Source organism: Streptomyces sp. NPDC001493, from assembly GCF_053597235.1.
Map to the genome: position 1 here is coordinate 1 of NZ_JBSFHV010000017.1, position 18104 is coordinate 18104.

An 18104-nucleotide genomic window follows, 5' to 3' on the forward strand; every position below is an offset into this window, starting at 1 on the left:
AACTCGGCCTCCGCGACGAATACCAGGACGACACCACCCCCCACCGCCCCCAGATCGAGGGCAGCCTCCTCGGCAACTACCACCAACCCTCACCCAACGCACTCCCCCACGCCCAACTACGCCAACGCCACCTCCAACTCCTCGCCACCCTCATCGGCGACACCGACACCCAGAACCACAACGGCAACTGGGCCGAGTCACGGGCCAACACCACGCCCGCCGCGCGCAGTCACACCTGGATCGACCCCGTCTCCCAACCCCTCGGTCCAGAAGACGACAACACCGGCCCACGGGACACCGACGCAGTCGCTGCCCGCATGCTCCCGATTCCACGCAACCTCCGACAGGACTCCGACGACTCGGACGCCGAAGACTCCGACGACACCGACTGGGACGCACCCGCACCGACCGTGACCACGTCACTGCACACAACGGCGTTCTCTCCGCCCGCTGCCACGCCGACACCGGTCTACGCGGCGCCGACGCCGGCGCAACCCGACGACCAGGCGGATCCCGGGGGCAGCCAGGACGGCCAAGACGGCCAGGACAGTCGGCGGAGCGCGTCTCCGCCGGCACCGACCACGCTCTCGCCCGACGCACTGCCGACAGGTCCCTTCACCACGGCGACGCTCTGGTCGAACGCTCCGGCGCTGCCCGACTTCAGCGTGATCACCCTGGGGAACGGCAAGACCTATCCCATGGTCTATCCGGGCGACCGGTCGATCTCCCAGTGGACAGACCCGTACGAGGGTGTGAACGCCTACGACCAGAACATGGTGACGAGTGCTCAGTACCTGTCGCTCATAGCTCAGCGGGCCGAGGACGTCGTCGCCGACGCGAACGCCTCCGGGGTAGAGAAGAAGGCCGCGGAGCGGCTGCTGGAGACGAACTCCCTGCTGGAGGCGGACGGGTGGCTTCCGGAGTATCGCAGCGAGTTCCTGCGGATGCAGATGCTGCTCGGCGAGGGCGACCTGTTGGACGGCTTGCCGGCGCGGCTGGAGTCGGACGCCGGCCCGGTGTGGGCGCTGACCGACCCCACCGACGGCGCCCCATCGGCGCAGCGCCCGGTGGGCGGATCCCTGCGCGGTGAGCACGGCGTGTCCTCTCGTTTCCACGCCTGGGTGAACGACAACGGCGGGGACAGCGACTGGCTGGCCGATTGGTCCCTGGGGCAGTCCGGTGGTTCCATCCATTCCAGTTCGCAGTACTTCAAGGTGATGGTCAGTCATTTCCGTCCTCCGCGGGAGGACGAGGGCTATCACATGTCCCGGCTCGACGAGCAGAGCAGCCTCGTGCGCAGCGATCGCTGGCAGGACGAACACGGGAGGGACTTCCCGGTGACCGCCTTCTCCCCCGTGTACGTCCGCAGCATGGCGGCTCAACACGCCTTCACCTACGAGATGTTGCGCCGGGTGCAGATCCCGAACGTCGACGCCGCGCGGGGGGTGGTACAGCTCATCCGTCTGGAGGAGCGAAGCCTGCTCGGGCAGTACAACGAGAGCATGCCTCCGGTGGGCGGCCAGATCCGGATGAAGCGGGGTCCGGCGGAGTCGTACAGCCTCCTGGAGCCGTACAAGGACCCCACGGACACCGACAGTCACATGCTCGGTCCCTTCTGGGTGACCTCCCAAGAGGTGCCCCTGCACCGCGTTTTCGGTACCTACCTCCAGAGCCGGGCCGTCCCCAAGGAGGAGAAGTGGTCGGAGCACACACTGTTTCTGCGTGAGGACGAAAACGAGTTCCTCGCTCTGGGCGAAGGCGTGTCCATCGTCTACCACGGCACGAACACGCCGCCCGTCCTGCCCGTAACGCCCGCCCCGCCCCGAGCCGTCTCCGCCCGAGCGCCCCTCCTCGGTCAGGAGTCGGGCGTACAGCGGCAGTCGGCGGCCTCGGGGAGCGCCGGCCGGGGCTCCTCGTCGCGCGGGCGGACCACCCTGGACGAGCGGATCCGCACCGCGCAACGCCTCAGCCGAGCGGCCGAGGCGGAGTCCGCCCACATCAGGCGCCACCGTCCCGCCGAGCCCCAGGGTGTACGGCCGGACGAGATCCGTGCTCGCGAGGCCCGGCGGACCCTCGAACAGCTGCGAAAGGAAAGGGAGTCGACCGGCACCGAACCGTCCGGCACCGATCCGGCCAATACCCATCCGGCCAGTACCGAACCGTCCGGCACCGATCCGGCCAGTACCCATCCGGCCGGCACCGAACCGGCCAGTACCGGATCAGCCGGGGACGGATCCCGGCAGAGCGACCTCGCCAGGGCCGCCCGTGCACGCAGGTACGCCGCCGAGAAGGCTCTGGAGGAGGCGGGCCGACGCGCCGACGAGCTGAGGGAGTTGCTCGACGCCGCTCGCGAGCGGCAGCTCCTGTCGGCCCGCGCTCAGCGGGGGGCCGCCGAGCGCCTGGCGGGACTCGCGGCCGATGTGAACAACCTGCGGGGCGCCGTGCAGATCGACATGCCCACGGGATCACTCGCGCGTACGCCGTCCCAGTGGCCTGACCCGAGCTCCTCGCCGAACCCGGCAAGGGGGCTTGGCGACAACGACGTTCGAGGCGGGAGCCGCGCCGTCCCGTCGTCCCCCGAGGAGTCGTTCTCGGCAACCTTACTGGGCGAGTTGAGCCGGGAGTCCGCCCCCGCGCAGGACGGCGGTGGTCGTGAAGCCCTCAACTCCTGGTTGTCTGAACGTATTTCGGCCCTGGAAGCGGAGGGCGGCGTGCCCGTCCCCGGGCTGCCCTCCGGTGACGACACGGCCGACCTCGACGAGATCAACGCCCTCGGTGTGACACTCGGACCGGGCCAGCTTGCCGAGGCGAGCATGCTGGGCGGCCGGATCACCTTGTCCGCTGCGCAGTTGGACATCGGGCAACGGATCGGACTACTCGTCAGCCGGGCCGGCCCCGGGTCCTACCCTGAGACCATGGCGTCCCTGGCAGCGACGGTCACCGGCCGGAACGTCGTGATCGTCGACCAGGACGGCATCGAGCACAGCCAGGGAACCGGAACCGGTGAGCCGGTCCGAATCGTCTTCGACGGGGTGCGCTACACGACGCCCCCTCAACTTGGGCGAGAGAACTGAGGCATGGCCCGCACCTCTCCCAGCACCACACGGGAACCGATGGAACCCGCCCCACAGCCGCTTCGCCAGGAGGACGTCTTGACCACCGCACCGCACGCCGCCGGGTCCTCTCAGGGTTCCGAGGACGAGACAGCCTCCGCCGCCGCCCCGGGCGGGACCGCGGAGCAGACCACCTCGACGGCGGGGCCGTCGGCCGCCGCGGTCCCCGCCCTCGGCGTCGACCCGGATGCTGAGCCGGCCGGCCGATGCGCCGGTGGTACAAGTCCGGAGGCTGAGCCGGAAGGGCGCGGGACGACGGCCGCGGCGGCAGCCGCGGTCACGGAGCCGAGAGCAGAGCCGGCCTCCGGTTCCGCGAACGGCGCCCCCGAGCCCGAGGCCGCCGCCGAGCCGGACACCAAGACGCCCTCCTCGTCCGCCACCGCCGCACAGGCCGAGAGCACTTCCGCGGCCACGCGGGCCGAAGGCGGGTCGGCCCCCGTCACGGCCGAGGGCACGTCCGACGCGGTCGCCGCACGGGCGGGGCAGCCCGGCCGGCCGCCGCGCACCATCCTCGCCGCCGCCGCGATAGCGGGCGCGCTGCTGGTGTCCGTCCCCTTCCTGATCAACGCGCGGAACGACAACAACGACGGAATCAGGACGGCCGGTTCCAGCGACGCCGCCGCGGACACCGTCCTGACGGATGCCGCCGGGGACACTCCGGGCGCCTTCGATTCGGCCGCGCCCGTGGCGGGCAAGCGCAAGTCGGGCTCGCCCGAGGCGAACGTGCCGCGCGGCAAGCAGCCGGACCCTGGGAAGTCCGACGCGTCCGGAGGCTCGTCCGGCTCAGGCGGCAGCGCGTCGACGAAGGGCGACTCCGGCTCGGGCGGGACCTCCTCGAACAGCGACGGCACGACGAAGGGCGGTACCTCGTCGAGCTCGTCCAAGACCTCGTCCAATTCGTCCTCGTCGGCCTCCGGCGGGGGCGGCACGTCGAAGTCCTCCACCGTCACCACCACACCGGCCAAGACAACCACGCCGGTCGCGCCGGTCGCGCCGGTCGCGGCGGGCGTGTCGGTCTACAGCCATGCCAGCGGCCGGTGCATCGACATCGTGGGCGACGCCGGCAAGGACGGCGCCCCCTTGGAGATCCATGACTGCAATGGGAAGAACTGGCAGAAGTGGGACTTCCGGTCCGACGGGACCGTGCGTTCCATGGGACTGTGCATGGACATCGCGTGGGCGTCGACGGACGACGGCGCCCAGATCCAGCTGGCCAAGTGCAACGGTGGCTGGGCCCAGAAGTTCAAGGTCAACACGTCGTACGACCTCGTCAACACGCAGATCGGCAAGTGCGTCGACGTCAAGGACACCGCGACCGCCAACGGCACCCGGCTACAGCTGTGGACCTGCAACGGCCATCAGAACCAGAAGTGGAGCAAGCGCTGACGGCACCGTGAGGATCAGGCGGGTCCTGGACACGACCGGCGGCGACCAGGACCACGCACGCGTCGGTACCGCCCCGAACCGGACCGCCGGACCGCTCGAAGACCCACCCCGGTTCTCCGCGATCCCCGAAATCGCGCAGAGGGTCAGTCAAATCCGTCCGACACACCATGGAGAGCTACACCTGCGACGAAGCCCGCGACCCGGGGCGGCGACGTCCTCCCACCGGGCGCAGCCATACCCGCCCACCCCTTCGGGCCGCGCCCTGGTCCGAACGGCGTTGCGGCGTACCCAACTTCGCCCGCGCCCCGCCCTCAGGCGGCCGGGGGGACCGGCGGGACCAGTTCCGGCATGTCCTGTTCGTCGAGGACCACCAGCTGGGCCTCGACCGGGGAGGTCAGCTCGGTGATCCGCATGGCCTGCCGCTCGGTCATGGCCTGGAAGACCTGCCGGGCGGTGCGGCCGTTGCCGAAGCGGGCGTCGCGCGGCACGGCGTCGAAGTACCGGCCGAGCGCTCCGCGGAGACCGTCGCTCAGCTCGTAGCGGTGGCGCTGCGCGTGGTGCTCGACGATGCGGACCAGCTCGGTGGAGCTGTAGTCGGCGAAGACCAGGCTGCGGGTGAAGCGGGAGGCGAGCCCCGGGTTGGAGGAGACGAAGCGCTCCATGTCGCCGGGGTAGCCGGCGGCGATGACGACGACCTCGTCGCGGTGGTCCTCCATCAGCTTGACCAGGGTGGCCACCGCCTCCAGGCCGAAGTCGTTGGAGACCCCGGCCGGGACCAGCGCGTACGCCTCGTCGATGAAGAGGACGCCGCCGCGGGCCCGGTTGAAGGACTCGGTGGTCTTCGGGCCGGTGTGACCCACGTACTCGCCGACCAGAGCACTGCGGTCGACCTCCACCAGGTGCCCGCGCTCCAGCAGGCCGAGGGCCTTCAGCAGCCTGCCGTAGAGGCGGGCCACGGTGGTCTTGCCGGTGCCGGGGTTCCCCGCGAAGACCAGGTGGCGGCTGAGCGGCGGCGCCGGGAGCCCGGCCTGCTGGCGCAGCCGTACGGTCTGCATCAGCTTGACCATGCCGCCGACGTTCTGTTTGACCCCGTCGAGCCCGACCAGCTCGTCCAGTTCGGCGAGCAACTCCTCCAGGGTCTCCGGCTCCGGTTCGGGCTCGCCGAGTTCGGAGAGGTCGGACAGGGAGGCGAAGCCACCGCCGGCCGCCGCGGTGCCCCCCGGGGCGGTACGGGAGCCGCGCGCGGGGCCCGTACCCCCCGCGGCCCCGTCCGGGGCGGCGGGCTTCCTGGGCGGGGCGCCGGGCGCGGGTCCGGTGGCGGTGACTCCCGGCAGGAGCGGGTTCTTGACCCGGATCGAGACACAGTCCTCGAAGACGGGGGCGGCCTCGTCGGCCAGGGCGACGTCCTGGCCGCAGTCGAGGACCCGGCAGCCGGTGAACCGGGGGTCGGCGTTCGCGCCGATGTGCAGAGCGGGGAAGTTCCCGCCGGTCAGGTCGCAGTACGCGAACGTGCCGCCCGCGCCGGGCCCGAACAGGATGCCGTTCTTCGCGGCACGGTCGATCCGCAGGCCGCTCACCGCCGGCTCGGCGCCGGTCGAGACGACCATGCCGCTGCCGCCGGGGGCCTCGATGGTGCACCTCTCCATGGCCAGCCGGGCTCCGGCGGCGAGGACCACACCGGCGCTGCCGGTCGATCCGATCCGTACGCCCTCCAGGGTGGTGAGGGCGCGCGGTCCGAGTTCCACGCCCGCCTTGCTCGGGCCGCTCACCGTTGTGCCTCGTACCGATGCCTCGGCGGTGGAACGCAGCCGCAGCCCGGTCTCGCCCCGCTCGATGCGGCCGCCGGTAAGCGTGAGGCGGGCCCGGCCGTCGGTGTGCACCCCGGCCACGGCCGCGTCCGAGAGCGTGGTGTCGGCCAGTTCGGCGTGGGCGGCGTCGGTGACGGTCAGTCCGTGCTCCCCGCTGACGCCGATCCGGCAGCCGCTCAGGGAGGCCCGGGCCAGCTCGGAGACGCGTACGGCGGCCGCTCCGCTGCGCGCGATCAGGGTGTCCACGGCCAGGGCCACGGCCTCGCCGGTCACCAGGATGCCGTGGCCGGCCGAGTCCAGGATCCAGCAGCCGTGGACGGTGAGCTGGGCCGATCCCCCCACGGCCAGCGCGTCGGTCCCTGCCCCGGAGAGTCGGCAGTCGGCCAGGCCCACGGTGGCCGAGCCACCGGCCTGGACGGCGGCCCGGGCGGGACCGCTGATCCGGCAGTCCTCCAGGAGGCCCTCGGCCTCGTCCTCGATGAGCAGGCCGTGGCGGCCGGGGCCGCTGAGGCGGGTGTCGCGCAGCAGCACCCGGGAGGAGCCGCGGGCGCGCAGCGAGGAGCCGGCGGTGGCGCTGACGCGCAGCCGCTCGGCGAGCAGTACGGCGTTCCCGCCGAGGGCCGCTCCGAGCCCGTCGACGGTGTCGATGGCGGTGTCCACCAGCCGGGCCCGTGCATCGCCTTCGAGGTGGACGGCGGCGTGCCGGGCGTCGTGGAGCCGGCCGCCGCGCACCAGCAGCACCCCGCCGCCGACCGGGTCGCGCAGCGCCCGGGCCAGGGTGTCGGCGAAGGTGAGGGCGGAGTTCGCGGCGGCCCCGGTGTTGTCCCGGGAGCCGAGCACGTCGATCCGGCCCCTGCCGAGGTCGCACTCGGCGAGGGTCAGCCCGGCGGCGTCGGCGACCCGCACGGCGGGCTCGGCGGGATCGCTGCCGCGCAGTTCGAGCCCGTACACCTCGCAGCCGGGGGCGGTGACGTCGAGCACGGGCCCGCCGGCGGAGCGCAGGTGGACGGTCCCGGAGCCGTACTCCGGCTCCAGCAGCACCCGCCGCTCCAGGCGCAGGGACTCGGTGTAGACGCCGGGGGCGATGGTGATCACGGCCCCGGCGGGCGCGGCGGCGAGGGCGGAGGCGATGGTGCGGTGACCGCCCCACCCCTTGGCCGCCACGCGCAGCGGTGGGGTGCCGGCGGTGGTGGTCGTCATGGGGTGCCTGCTCCCTGCGGAAGGTTGTCGGTGTTGGGGTGACCGCCCTGCGTGCCGCCGGCGCCGATGTCCGTGTACCAGCTCGGCTGGAACCAGTCGCGGACGGCACCGTTCAGGAAGAAGGCGGAGAAGGACTTGTCGATGAGCTTGCCGAGGGCCGGCGCCACGTAGATGTCGACCATGCCGGCGCGGTGGTACCAGCGGCCGGCCAGGTTGAGGTGGATCATGCTGCGGGCCGCGCCGACGGTGAGCCCGCCGAGGGTGCCGCCGACCGCGCTCATCAGACCGGCGATGGCGGCGTCCGCCTTGGACAGGTGGATCAGCTCACCGCTCGCGGTCTTCACCCCGAAGACCGAGGCGGAGGCGGCTCCGGAGGCGAATCCGCCGAGGACGCCGGTGGCGATGCCGACGCCGAAGTCGTAGGTGCCGCCGCGCCAGCGGGTGACCTTGTCGTGGCCCGCCCATTCACCGCCCCAGTCGTCGTCGCTGGGGTGGCGCTGGTAGGCGTAGCCGTAGTCGACGTGGCCCCAGCCGTTCTTCCACGGGGTGCCGCGGCCGGCCGCGTGGTGCAGACCGGAGACGAAGCTCTTGACGACGGAGCCCATCATGGCGCCGAAGGCGGCCTTGGCGAGGTCGGTCGCGGTGAACTTGGCCCCGGTGACGAGGGCGGCGATGCCGAGGACGGTGAGGCTGAGGGCGAAGTCGACGATGAACTCGTGTCCCGCGTCGAGGGCGATCTGCTGCATCGCCTTGGTGAGGTAGGGCCGGTAGACGGACTCGCCGCCGACGCTGGCGCCGAACTCCCAGCGGTTGGCGTCCTTCCACATGCGGTTGTAGCCGCGGTACTGGTTGGCCCAGTCGATGAAGTTGGTCTCCCGGCCGACCAGTTTCAGTTGGCCGAAGGCGTTGGTCTCGTAGATCCATCCGGAGATGGACCGTTCGGCGAGGAGGTTGGTGCCGCCCGGCCCGTAGAGGCGCCAGTGTTTCTGCCAGCTCTCGCTCTCCAGGAAGTTCCCGGTGAGCAGTTCCTTCTTCTGGCGGACGACCGTGCCGCCGTCGAACTCCTTCCACACGTGGGCGTTGAAGGTGTCGCCCGGGTTCGCGACGTACTCGCGGACGCGGAAAGGGGCGTCGCCGAAGGTGTTCTGGAAGGCGCCGGCGCTGGGTCTGGCGGGGATCTCCTGGATCTTCATGTTGCCGAGGCTGGTGACGTGTTCGGACCAGCGGGCGCCCTCCGCCCAGCCGGGGAGGGCGTTGCCCCGCGCGTCGAACCAGTGGCGGACCTGGTCGCCGGCGCCGGTGCCGAAAACTCGGATGTTGCCGTGTGCGTCGATCTTGTTCCAGTGCCAGACCTCGTTGCCGGCGGCGTCGCTGCTGACGCGCCAGGAGTCGACGGTGGTGCCGTCGGCGAGGAGGCGGTGGTCGCGGATCATGCGTCCGTCGGCGCCGAAGTCCTGGTACGACTCGCGGTCCCAGCCGTAGCGGTTGATGTCCCGGCCGTGGGCGGTGACGCGGACGCCGCTGATGTGGGGGTTGTTGGCGTCGACCCAGGTCATGGTGGAGGTGGCGGGGCCGTGGGCGGTGATCCGCAGGTCGGGGCTGCCCTGGACGCCGGGCCAGGTGTCGGAGCGGGCCACGACGAAGCCGTGGTGGTCGTAGCGCGTCCAGTCGCCGTGGTTCATGTGGAAGTTCTGCCGGAAGGTGGCGCCGCCGTCGCCCGCCGCACCGCTGGCGCGGACCGCCGGGGCCGGCCGGTACTCGATCACCGTGCCGTCGTCCAGGCCGGTGCGCGCGATCCGCCACTGCTTGGCGGCGTTGGGGCTGAACCAGTCGCCGTCGCCCAGGTTGGTGGTGAACCGGTCGTGCCAGATGACCTGGTTGACGTGGACACCGGTCCCGGGCGGGGCCTGGAAGTCGGCGTGGTTGAAGGTGCGGTGCCCCTGCAACGTGCCCACCCCCTCCGACCAGGGCAGGTACTGGGCGGGAATGTTCACCGGAGCGCCCGCGGGGTCGTCGGGCACCTTGACGTTGCCGACGGTCAGGTCGTTGCCGTGGAACAGCTTGCGGGTCTCGCGCACGAGTTGCCCGGTGCTGGAGATGTCGGTGATGGCGGCGTTCTGGGTGAGCAGTCGGATGCCGTGGGCGCCGACGGCCCCGCCGGGCGTGGGCCGGACCCGCCATTCGTTGAGCTGCGGCAGGTTGTCGGCCTTCAGCCAGGGGAACGGGCTCAGGTCCGTCGTGCGGTACTCGCTGCTGATGAGGTGGCGGAACCAGTTCGGCGGGCGCTGCTCGGCCACCCTCCGGACCTCCAGGAGGCCGCCGTTGTTCTCCAGCTGCCTGAGGCTGTCGATCTCCTTGCCCGGTGCGGAGAGCGACACCGAGGTGGTCTTGGGCACCCCGTCGGCGCCCATCTCCCGTTGGAACAGCCTGCGTACGTCGTGGGGGTCGGTCTGGAAGCGGCCGAACTTCTCGTGGACGACGAAGCTCTGGCCGGTGAGCGGGTGATCCATCGTGTCGGTGAAGCCGCGGCCGAGGCCCGGCCCGTAGGCGCGGGTGCCCTGGGCGATCATCTTGAAGTCGGCGTCGAAGCGGAACCAGGTGCCGGTGCCCGAGCTCTGGTGGAACACGTTGCGGTCGAGGGTGCCCAGGACGTGCCCGCCGTCGGGGAGTTGCTGGAAGTGCAGGACCCGGTCGACCCCGCTGGTGCCGGTGGAGTCCCACCAGCTGCGGCCGCTCTCGCCCCAGTGCCGGTCGCCGTTGCGCACGAGCGCGCCCTGGGGGTCGATCTCGTGCCATTCGCCGCGCTGGTTGCCCAACGAGAAGGTGGAGACCTCGGCGCCGGCGCTGGACTGGAAGGAGTGGAGGGTGTTGCCTCCGGGCAGCGGCCGCGACTCGAAGACGGTGACGCCGGAGTGGGTGGTGAGGTGGATCCGGCCCTGGGGGATGCCCTTGGTGGTGATCAGCCCGTTGTGGAACCACTTGCCGCCCACCCCGGGGAGCGGAGCGCCCGCGCCGTCGGTACGGATCAGCTTCCAGGTGCCGGCCGGGTTCCCGCCGGCGCCGCCGGTGGCCACGTGGTGGAGCTCCAGGTGGTTGTTGGCCTTGATCCGCCCCTTGGTGACGATGTTGATCCGCTGGAGGGTGAGCGTGCCGTCGGCGGCGTACTCCGTGAACTCGCCCAGCCGGAGGTTGCCGGGCGGGTCGACGCGCCAGCCGCCGGCCGCCGTGGGGGCGACGGTGTGGCCCGGCACGACGGTGAGGTGGCCGTCGAGGACCCGCGGACCGCCCGGGGTGATGTCGACGAACCGGGACAGGCTCGCGTCGGAGAGCTTCACGGCGTCGCCGAGCGGGACGACGGTGAAGGCGGTGCCGGCCGTCGGGGTGACGGTGAGGGCGTTGGGGGCGCCGCCCGCGACCGGGACGGCCCGGAAGTCCACGCGGCCGCCCGCGTTGTACAGGGAGAACTCGCCGGTCGCTTGCTCGACCCGGAACCCGCCGCCCGGCCGGACGGTGACCACGGACCCGTCGACCACGTTTTGGTGCTGGTCCAGGAGGCGGATTCCGCCCGCGCCGTACACCCGTACGGTCTCCGGCAGGTGGGTGCCGGCCGCGTCGACGAGGCGTAGGAGGCTGAAGCGGAAGGCCCCGTCGGTGGCGTCGTGGACGCGGATCGTCCCGGCGCCGGTGACCTGGAGGCTGCCGTCCGGGCGGACGGTGACGGTGTCCGGCAGGTCGGCGCCCGTACCGTCCTTGACCTGCGGGTGCGGGCCCGCGCCGCCGGGAGCCGCGGGGTGGAAGACGTACTGCCCGGTGCCGCCCGCGGTGCCAGGGGCCCGGAGCTCGACGGCGGTGTGGGTGTGGGCGCCCCGGGGGTCGACCACCAGATGCGTGCTGCCCTGGTCGAGGCGGAAGCCGCCGCCCGCCGTGCCCGGCTGCGGGGTGGCCCGCAGGTGGGGGGCGGCGCTGAGGTCGGCGCGTACGACGGTGACGGTCCCGGCCGCGTCGGTCCGGACGAAGTGGCCGTCGAGTGCCGTGCCGCCGCTGACGGGGACGTCGGTGCGGAGGTGGGCGCCGGTCGCGGGGTCGAACACGTTCACGGTGCCGTGGCCGTCGGTGAGGCGGAACTCACCGCCGGTCCGCTGGACGGTGACGGTGGTGTCGACGGCCCCGTTGCCTGCCCGCGGGTGCCCGACGGGCACGTTCGGGGTGGCGACCGGAGTGAAGACGTACTGGCCGGCCCCCGGGCCCTGGAGGGTGACGGTGTCGTGGGTGTGGGCACCGGTGGGGCTGACGGTGATGTGCTGGTTGTTGTGGGTGATGCGGAAGTCTCCGCCCACCTGTGGGTGGACCTGGGCGCCGGGGACGGGTGTGCCGTCGCCCCGCGTCAGCAGGGAGCCGCCCGGGTTGACCGGGTCGGCCCGCAGGAAGGTGCCGCCGGGCGGGGCGACGGTCAGCCCGCCCACGGCGAGGGCCTGGTGCGTGTAGGCGCCGTTGGGGGTGTGGACGGAGAACTGGTTGCCGCCCAGGGCCACGTGGTAGGTGCCGTCCACCCACGCCACCGGGGCGCCGGGGGTGCCGCTCCGGTCGTGCAGCCGCGCGAGGGGCGTGTGGGGGGTGCCGGGAGGGCTGAACACGAACTGGCCGTCGGCCGGGACGCCCGGGCCCTGGAGGGAGACCACGCTGTGGGTGTGCACACCGGCCGGGCTGACGACGAGGTGCTGCCCGTTCTGGTCGATCCGGAAGCCCAGCGAGCCGTTGACCCCCTGCGGGTGCACGGTGGCCCCGGCGACGCCCGTACCGTCCGGGTGGACGAGCGAGGGCAGCCCGCCGGCGCTGTCCGGGAGGCGGACGAAGGCCGGGCCCGCTCCCCCGGCCGGGGTGACGGCCGGGACCGGCAGGGCGTGGTGCGTGAAGGTGCCGTCGGCCCGGTGGACGCTGAGGTGCGGGACCGCAGCGGCGCCGGGGGCCGGTGTGGGCCGTACGTGGAACACGCCGCCCCCGTGGGCGGGGGCGGTGACCGTGCCGAGCGGGGTCACCCCGTCGGCGCCCGTGAGCTGGAGCGGCGGTACGGCCCCGCCGCCGGGCGGGGTGTGCGGGGTGAGCACGTGCAGGGGGGTGGGGTTGCCGTGGGCGTCGACCAGGGTGAGACCGGTGTGGGTCTGCAGGCCGGTGGTGGGGTCGTAGAGGTGGAAGCCGTGGGCGGAGGGGATGTTGAGGGAGGTCGGGCTGATCAGGATGGGCCGCCCGCCGGTGGCCCGCACGGCGCCGGTGCTGTCCAGGTGGCGGACGGTGGGGACTCCGGCGGCGAGGTCGACGGTGATGACGCCGCCGCCCAGGGCGCCGTCGTTGAGCGGGAAGACCCGCTCGTCGGCGACGAGCCGGTTGCCGGTCAGGTCGGCGGTGAACTCCCAGCGGCGGATCTCGGCGCCCGCGGTGACGGTCTGCTCGACGCGGACGATGTCGACTCCGCCGGGGCCGCTCCCGGCAAGGTGCTGGACGGTGACCGGCGCACCCCCGGCCACCGGATGGGCGTGCGTGATCTGGCCGGTGGCATCGGTCCGGATGGTGACGTTGGTGCCCGTCAGACCCGGTAGCGGCACCACGTGCACGACGGGGGTGGGCAGCGGCACCGTGCTGCCGGCGCCCCCGACGCCCCCGGCCCTGGAGGAGCCGGCGACGGTGTCCGGCCGGAAGGTCTCCATCTCGATGTCCTCGCCGGTGACGCGGGCGGGGGTGATGGTCCGGCTGTCCAGCAGCTGGTGGTCGTTGGCGGCGCTCAGCTCGAAGTCGAGGCGCTGGATCGTCCCGTCCAGCTGGGTGTGCTCGACGCGCAGCACGTCCTGGCCGTTCACGGGAACGTGGGTGGCGGTCACCGACCCCGGGGTGCCGGCCGGGGTCGTCACGTGGACGTCCACCAGCTGCCCGGCCGTGCCGGGGGTGACCTGGACCTGGACACCGGCGGGCATCTGGGGGAGGTGGGTGAAGGTGTGATGGAAGTCGTAGGTGATGTGCGGGGCCATGAAGACGGTGAGGGGCTCGCGGTTCATCGCCGCGATCAGGCCGGCGAAGAACTGGCTGCTCGGCGGGGTCAGTGCCGAGCTGTTGAGCAGGGGGGCGGTGTTCGGCGTGGTGATCAGCGAGCCGTTGCCGGGCAGTACCGTCGGGATGTCCGCGAGCCTGCCGTTGATGCCCGGGGCGGAGAGGACGCCGGGAGCCAGGTGCGCGGTGGGCGGCGGTACGGAGAGCGCCAGGTCGTTCCGGCCGAGCCCCGGCAGCTGAACGGCTCCGGTGTGGCTGGTGGGCAGGTCCGTGTGGACCGGGCCGGTGTGCGCCTCCGGGGTGTCCACGTGTCCCGTGGCCAGGTTCACGTTCGGCAGGTCGATGTGGCCCAGGACCGTGCCGGTGCCGGGCAGCTCGATCTGGCCGAGCTGGGTGTCGACGTGCGGGGCGGCGTCGCCGAGGGCGGGGCTCAGGTTCGGGGAGGCGAAGCCGCCGCCCAGCGCGGTGTTGATCTGCGTCGCGGAGAAGTGGGGTGCGCTCAGGCCGAGCGACGCCACGTTCACGCTGCCGAGCTGGACCTGCCCCAGGGGGCCACCCGTGCTGCCCACCGACGGAAGGTCCACGATCTGCGCGTGGACCGACGGCATGTCGGTGCGGATGAGGCCGAGGTGGCCCGCACCGGCCGTGCCCAGGGAGGGCACGTTGATGTGACCGAGCGCGGGCAGCGAGGGGGCGTTCACGGTGACCTGGCCGAGCCCGGCGAGGTTGCCGTCGACGGACGGGGTACCCAGCGTCATCGACGGCACGGGGGAAGGGGAGAAGCCGAGTTGGGGGATGCTGACCTGGCCGGGGGCGGGCGTGGTCTGCGGGAGGCTTTCGAGGCTCGGGAGGCCCGCGAGGTTGCCGTTGACGGACGGGGTGTCGAGCGTCATCGACGGCATGTGGGTCGGCGAGAAGCCGAGTTGGGGCAGGCTGACCTGGCCGAGGGCGGGCATGGTCTGCGGGAGGTTCTCGAGGCTCGGGAGGCCCGCGAGGCCGCCGGGCAGGTCGATCCGGGTGACGGCGCCGAGGGTGGGCAGCGCCTGGTCGCCGGTCATGCCGAGGGAGGGCAGATCCGCGAGACGGGCGTCGATGGAGGGCAGGTTGATCTGGCCGAGGTTGGCGAAGCCGCCCTGTTCGCCGAGGTGGATCGAGAGATCGGTCGGCATCGACAGCGAGATGCCGGGGGGCGGTGCGGCGAACCGGCCGGGCGGTACCGGGCCGCCGGGGGCAGAGAGCCCGCCGGGGCCGCCGATGTTGCCGAAGGTGCCGGGAGCGAAGTGGAAGTCACCGGCCTTGACCAGGCTCATGCCGGCGCCGTTGCCGGCATCGAAGAAGTTGGAGACGCCCGCTCCGACCCCGGAGGCCTTGCTGCCCGCACCGATGAAGGAACCGTTGACGAACGCCCCGTACCTGTACATGCCGAAGACGCCGCGGTCGATGAAGCCGATCTTGAAGGCCAGGAAGAGGCCCTGGCCCATCTCGTCGGCGGCAACCGGCAGGAAGAGCCGTAGTCCCTTGACACCGGAGAGGCCGTTGGCGATCGCTCCGGCGCCCATTTTGATGCCGTTCAGGCCGACGATCACGCTGTGCAGCCCGAAGAAGCCCTTGGCACCGATGGTGTTGATGACCCCGAGCTGCACGCCGAGCGGGAAGAACTGGAAACCCTTGCCGGAGCCGCCGCCCAGGAGGGTGACGCCCTCCAGCCCCTTGATCTTGTTGAACTTGATCGCGTCGCCCAGACCGCCCTTGAGCCAGGAGCTCGTGGCACTGAACGTGTCGTCGATGCCCAGACCCAGCCGCCCGAAGAGACCGAAGGAGTTCGGGCCGCCCAGCACCAGGTTCTTGGTGCCCTTGATGCCCTGTGCGCCGAATCCCCTGATGGACTTCCACGCCTGGCCCACGTTCAGGCCCTTGGTGGTCGGCGCGAGCACTCCCACGATCGACAGCAGCAGTTCGGTCAGACTGGCGTCACCGCGGGAGAAGTCGATCGCCGTCTTGATCATGATGGCGAGGTTCAGACCGAACGCCAGCAGGGCGATCGGGCCTCCGACGATGATCGCGGGGATGATCAGGATGATCGCGATCCAGGTCAGCGCCTTCCACAGTTCCTCGCACTCGTCCACCGGCGAGGAGATCGACTCCGCGGCTGTCGCGATCGCGGTGGCCGCGGTGTCGGCCGCGGTCTCCATGGTGTCCCCGGCCGACTTCGCCGTCGCCTTGTGGGCTTCGCGGCCCTCGGTGTCGTCCTCCGGCAGGGCCGCCGCCGCGGTCAGCGCGTCGTCGGCGACCCGCTGTTGGGCGCGCATCACTCCGACGTAGGTGAGCAGGGCGGTGCGGACGTCTTCGTGGGCGGTCTTGAAGGTGGTGACGAAGCCCCGGATCCGGCCGTCGATCTTGCCGCGCAGCGCGTCGGCGGTCTTGCCCTTGAATGCCTCGGACGCCTTGTTGGAGACCTCCGCCAGCCCGCTGTCGATGGTCCGTGCCAGCTCGATCAGCGTGTACTGCGAGACGATGACCCGGTCGAGCTCGTCGGGATCACCCGGGGTCGGGTCTTCGGACAGTCCCAGCGCACTCCAGTCAGTGGGACGGGCCATGCCCGGCCACCCCCTCCGTCGTCCGGCGTCGTGTCCTCATCCCGACCACGCACGGGCCACCCGTCAGGTTCAAGGCTCCGCCGTCCAATCCGCGGCCCGGTTGAACCGAAGTGGGGTCCGGAGCGTGGTCGAAGCAAGGTACGAGCAGGAAGGAGGTGGCCGTGGCCGACATCACCTCGGACTTCGCCATCGACTACGGGTTGCTCCACGAGGTCCAGTCGAAGCTCCGTGATCTGGCGTCCCAGGCGGGAGCGGGCGCCGGTGAGGGCGCCTACCAGAGCCTGGGCGACGCCAAATCCAGTGAGCGCCGCAGGATCCTCGGGAACGCGAATCTCTCGGCGGAGTTCAACTACTTCTACTCCTTCTCGAAGAGGCGCCAGGGAAAGGCCAAGGACGGCCTGAACGAACTGGCCGAAATCTTCAAGAGTGTCTCCGACGTGTTCTTCGACGCCGACTCCCAGATCAGTGGCAGCGCCGGAGTCATGGGCAAGTCGATCGGGCTGGAGGACTGGAAGAACAAGAAGGAGGCCTACGACGACTGGGTGCAGGACAAGAAGGAGTGGGACGACTTCCTGAAGAGCATCGGTGCCTCCGACTACTTCGAGAAGAACCCGGACGCGAGCATCCGCATGGTCTGCAACGCCGATGACGCACCCGGCTGGTGCCAGGCGTGGCGCGATGCGGACGACCCGCCGCTGAAGCCCGGCGACGCGCCGCCCAAGCCGCCGGACACTCCGCCGACCCATTACCACTCCGAGACGACGACCGGTTCCGTCGACGTCGATCTGGTCCTCGACAAGGACAACAACGTCATCACGGAGACGTCCACCGTCAAGACCAACGGGCAATCGTTCACCACGTCCACCACCTACGAGCAGGGCGCGCCGAAGATGGTCGACCCGCCCGGCGACGGCAAGCCGTACGACACCCGCGACTACACGGTGACCACCACCGGCGGCGACGGCAAGACCAGCACCTCGACGGTGGTGATCAACGACGACGGCTCCGGGACGATGAAGGTCGTCCAGGACGACGAGACCACCCAGTACACCCGCTCGGGCCCCACCGCCGAGTGGGAGGAGGTCGTCGAGGAGGAGGACGACTACTCGTACACCTACGCCTGACGCGCACTGCGGTCTTGCCCGCGGATTCGCCCGCAGCACCTATCGAAGCTCCGACCGACAGAGGGAGAACCACTCGTGGTAGCCAACATCCGCCTTTCCTACTCCGAGATCGACCGGGTCGCCGGGATGCTCAACACCAGCGTCGACGTCACCCTGGTGCCCCGGATGACGGAGGCCAAGAAGGAGGTGGACAGTCTGCTGTCCACCTTCCTCGTCCTGGAGAAGAGCAGCCCCGCCCTCCAGCAGCAGTACGAGAAGTTCAACACCGCCCTGACGCAGGCGACGGAGTCCATCAAGGGCTACGCCAAGCAGTTCCAGGCGATCAAGGAGTCGGTCCAGGGCATGGACGCCGACCTGGCCGAGAAGGTCAACAGCAGCGGCAACTGACCGGCCCTGGGCCGTGTCTGACCATTCCCGCCGGGCGGGAATGGTCAGACACGGCCTGGCGCCTCGTACGACGCAGGGACACTCAACAGAAGGGGCTGTCAGGATGCCTGTCGGCAATGACGACGTCGTATTCGACTACGACGAGATCTTCAGCGGCTGTACCACCATGGGCAACAAGCTCACGGACATATCGAACGAACTGACCTCGCTGGAGGGCACCGTCAGCGGTCTGCTCCAGAACGGCCTGGTCTTCGAGAAGGCGAGCCCCGTCATGCGGGACGCCTACAACGAGTTCAGCAAGCAGATGAAGACCTCCGCGGCCAACATCGCCTCGTACGCGGACAACTTCAAGAAGATCGCCGAGTCGATGGGGCAGTCCGACTCGCAGATCGTCGAGGAGATCAAGAAGGCGCAGGCCGAGGCCGCCGCGCAGAAGTGACGGTCCCCGGG

The 18104-nt window shown here is 71.3% G+C and carries 6 protein-coding genes and 1 pseudogene; 5 read left to right on the forward strand and 2 right to left on the reverse strand.

The window, feature by feature from the left end; genetic code table 11:
• Nucleotides 1-3074, forward strand: a pseudogene (locus ACWCWD_RS23390) (hypothetical protein); the annotation flags it as partial.
• A 78-nt stretch (nt 3075-3152) separates the two neighbouring features.
• A complete protein-coding gene (locus ACWCWD_RS23395) occupies nt 3153-4499 on the forward strand; it encodes a ricin-type beta-trefoil lectin domain protein (RefSeq protein WP_450775214.1) in 1347 nt (448 codons plus the stop codon).
• A 311-nt stretch (nt 4500-4810) separates the two neighbouring features.
• On the opposite strand, the gene ACWCWD_RS23400 is transcribed toward ACWCWD_RS23395, so the two are convergent.
• Both ACWCWD_RS23400 and ACWCWD_RS23405 read right to left on the reverse strand, forming a co-directional pair.
• Nucleotides 4811-7507, reverse strand: coding sequence for a right-handed parallel beta-helix repeat-containing protein (locus ACWCWD_RS23400; protein ID WP_450775215.1), 2697 nt, complete (start codon nt 7505-7507; stop codon nt 4811-4813).
• Nucleotides 7504-16143: a hypothetical protein gene (locus tag ACWCWD_RS23405; protein ID WP_450775217.1), complete on the reverse strand. Its 8640-nt coding sequence runs from the start codon at nt 16141-16143 to the stop codon at nt 7504-7506. Before ACWCWD_RS23405 ends, ACWCWD_RS23400 begins: the two co-directional genes overlap by 4 nt.
• A gap of 161 nt (nt 16144-16304) precedes the next feature.
• Between ACWCWD_RS23405 and ACWCWD_RS23410 the strand changes: the two genes are divergently transcribed.
• From ACWCWD_RS23410 to ACWCWD_RS23420, 3 genes are all read left to right on the forward strand, one after another.
• A complete protein-coding gene (locus ACWCWD_RS23410; RefSeq protein WP_450775219.1) occupies nt 16305-17267 on the forward strand; it encodes a serine/arginine repetitive matrix protein 2 in 963 nt (320 codons plus the stop codon).
• Between the two features lie 75 nt (nt 17268-17342).
• Nucleotides 17343-17654 carry a hypothetical protein gene (locus ACWCWD_RS23415; protein ID WP_266712148.1) on the forward strand — a complete coding sequence of 104 codons (312 nt, stop codon included), beginning with the start codon at nt 17343-17345 and terminating at the stop codon, nt 17652-17654.
• A gap of 103 nt (nt 17655-17757) precedes the next feature.
• A complete protein-coding gene (locus ACWCWD_RS23420; protein WP_266712146.1) occupies nt 17758-18093 on the forward strand; it encodes a hypothetical protein in 336 nt (111 codons plus the stop codon).
• Nucleotides 18094-18104 lie beyond the last annotated feature (11 nt).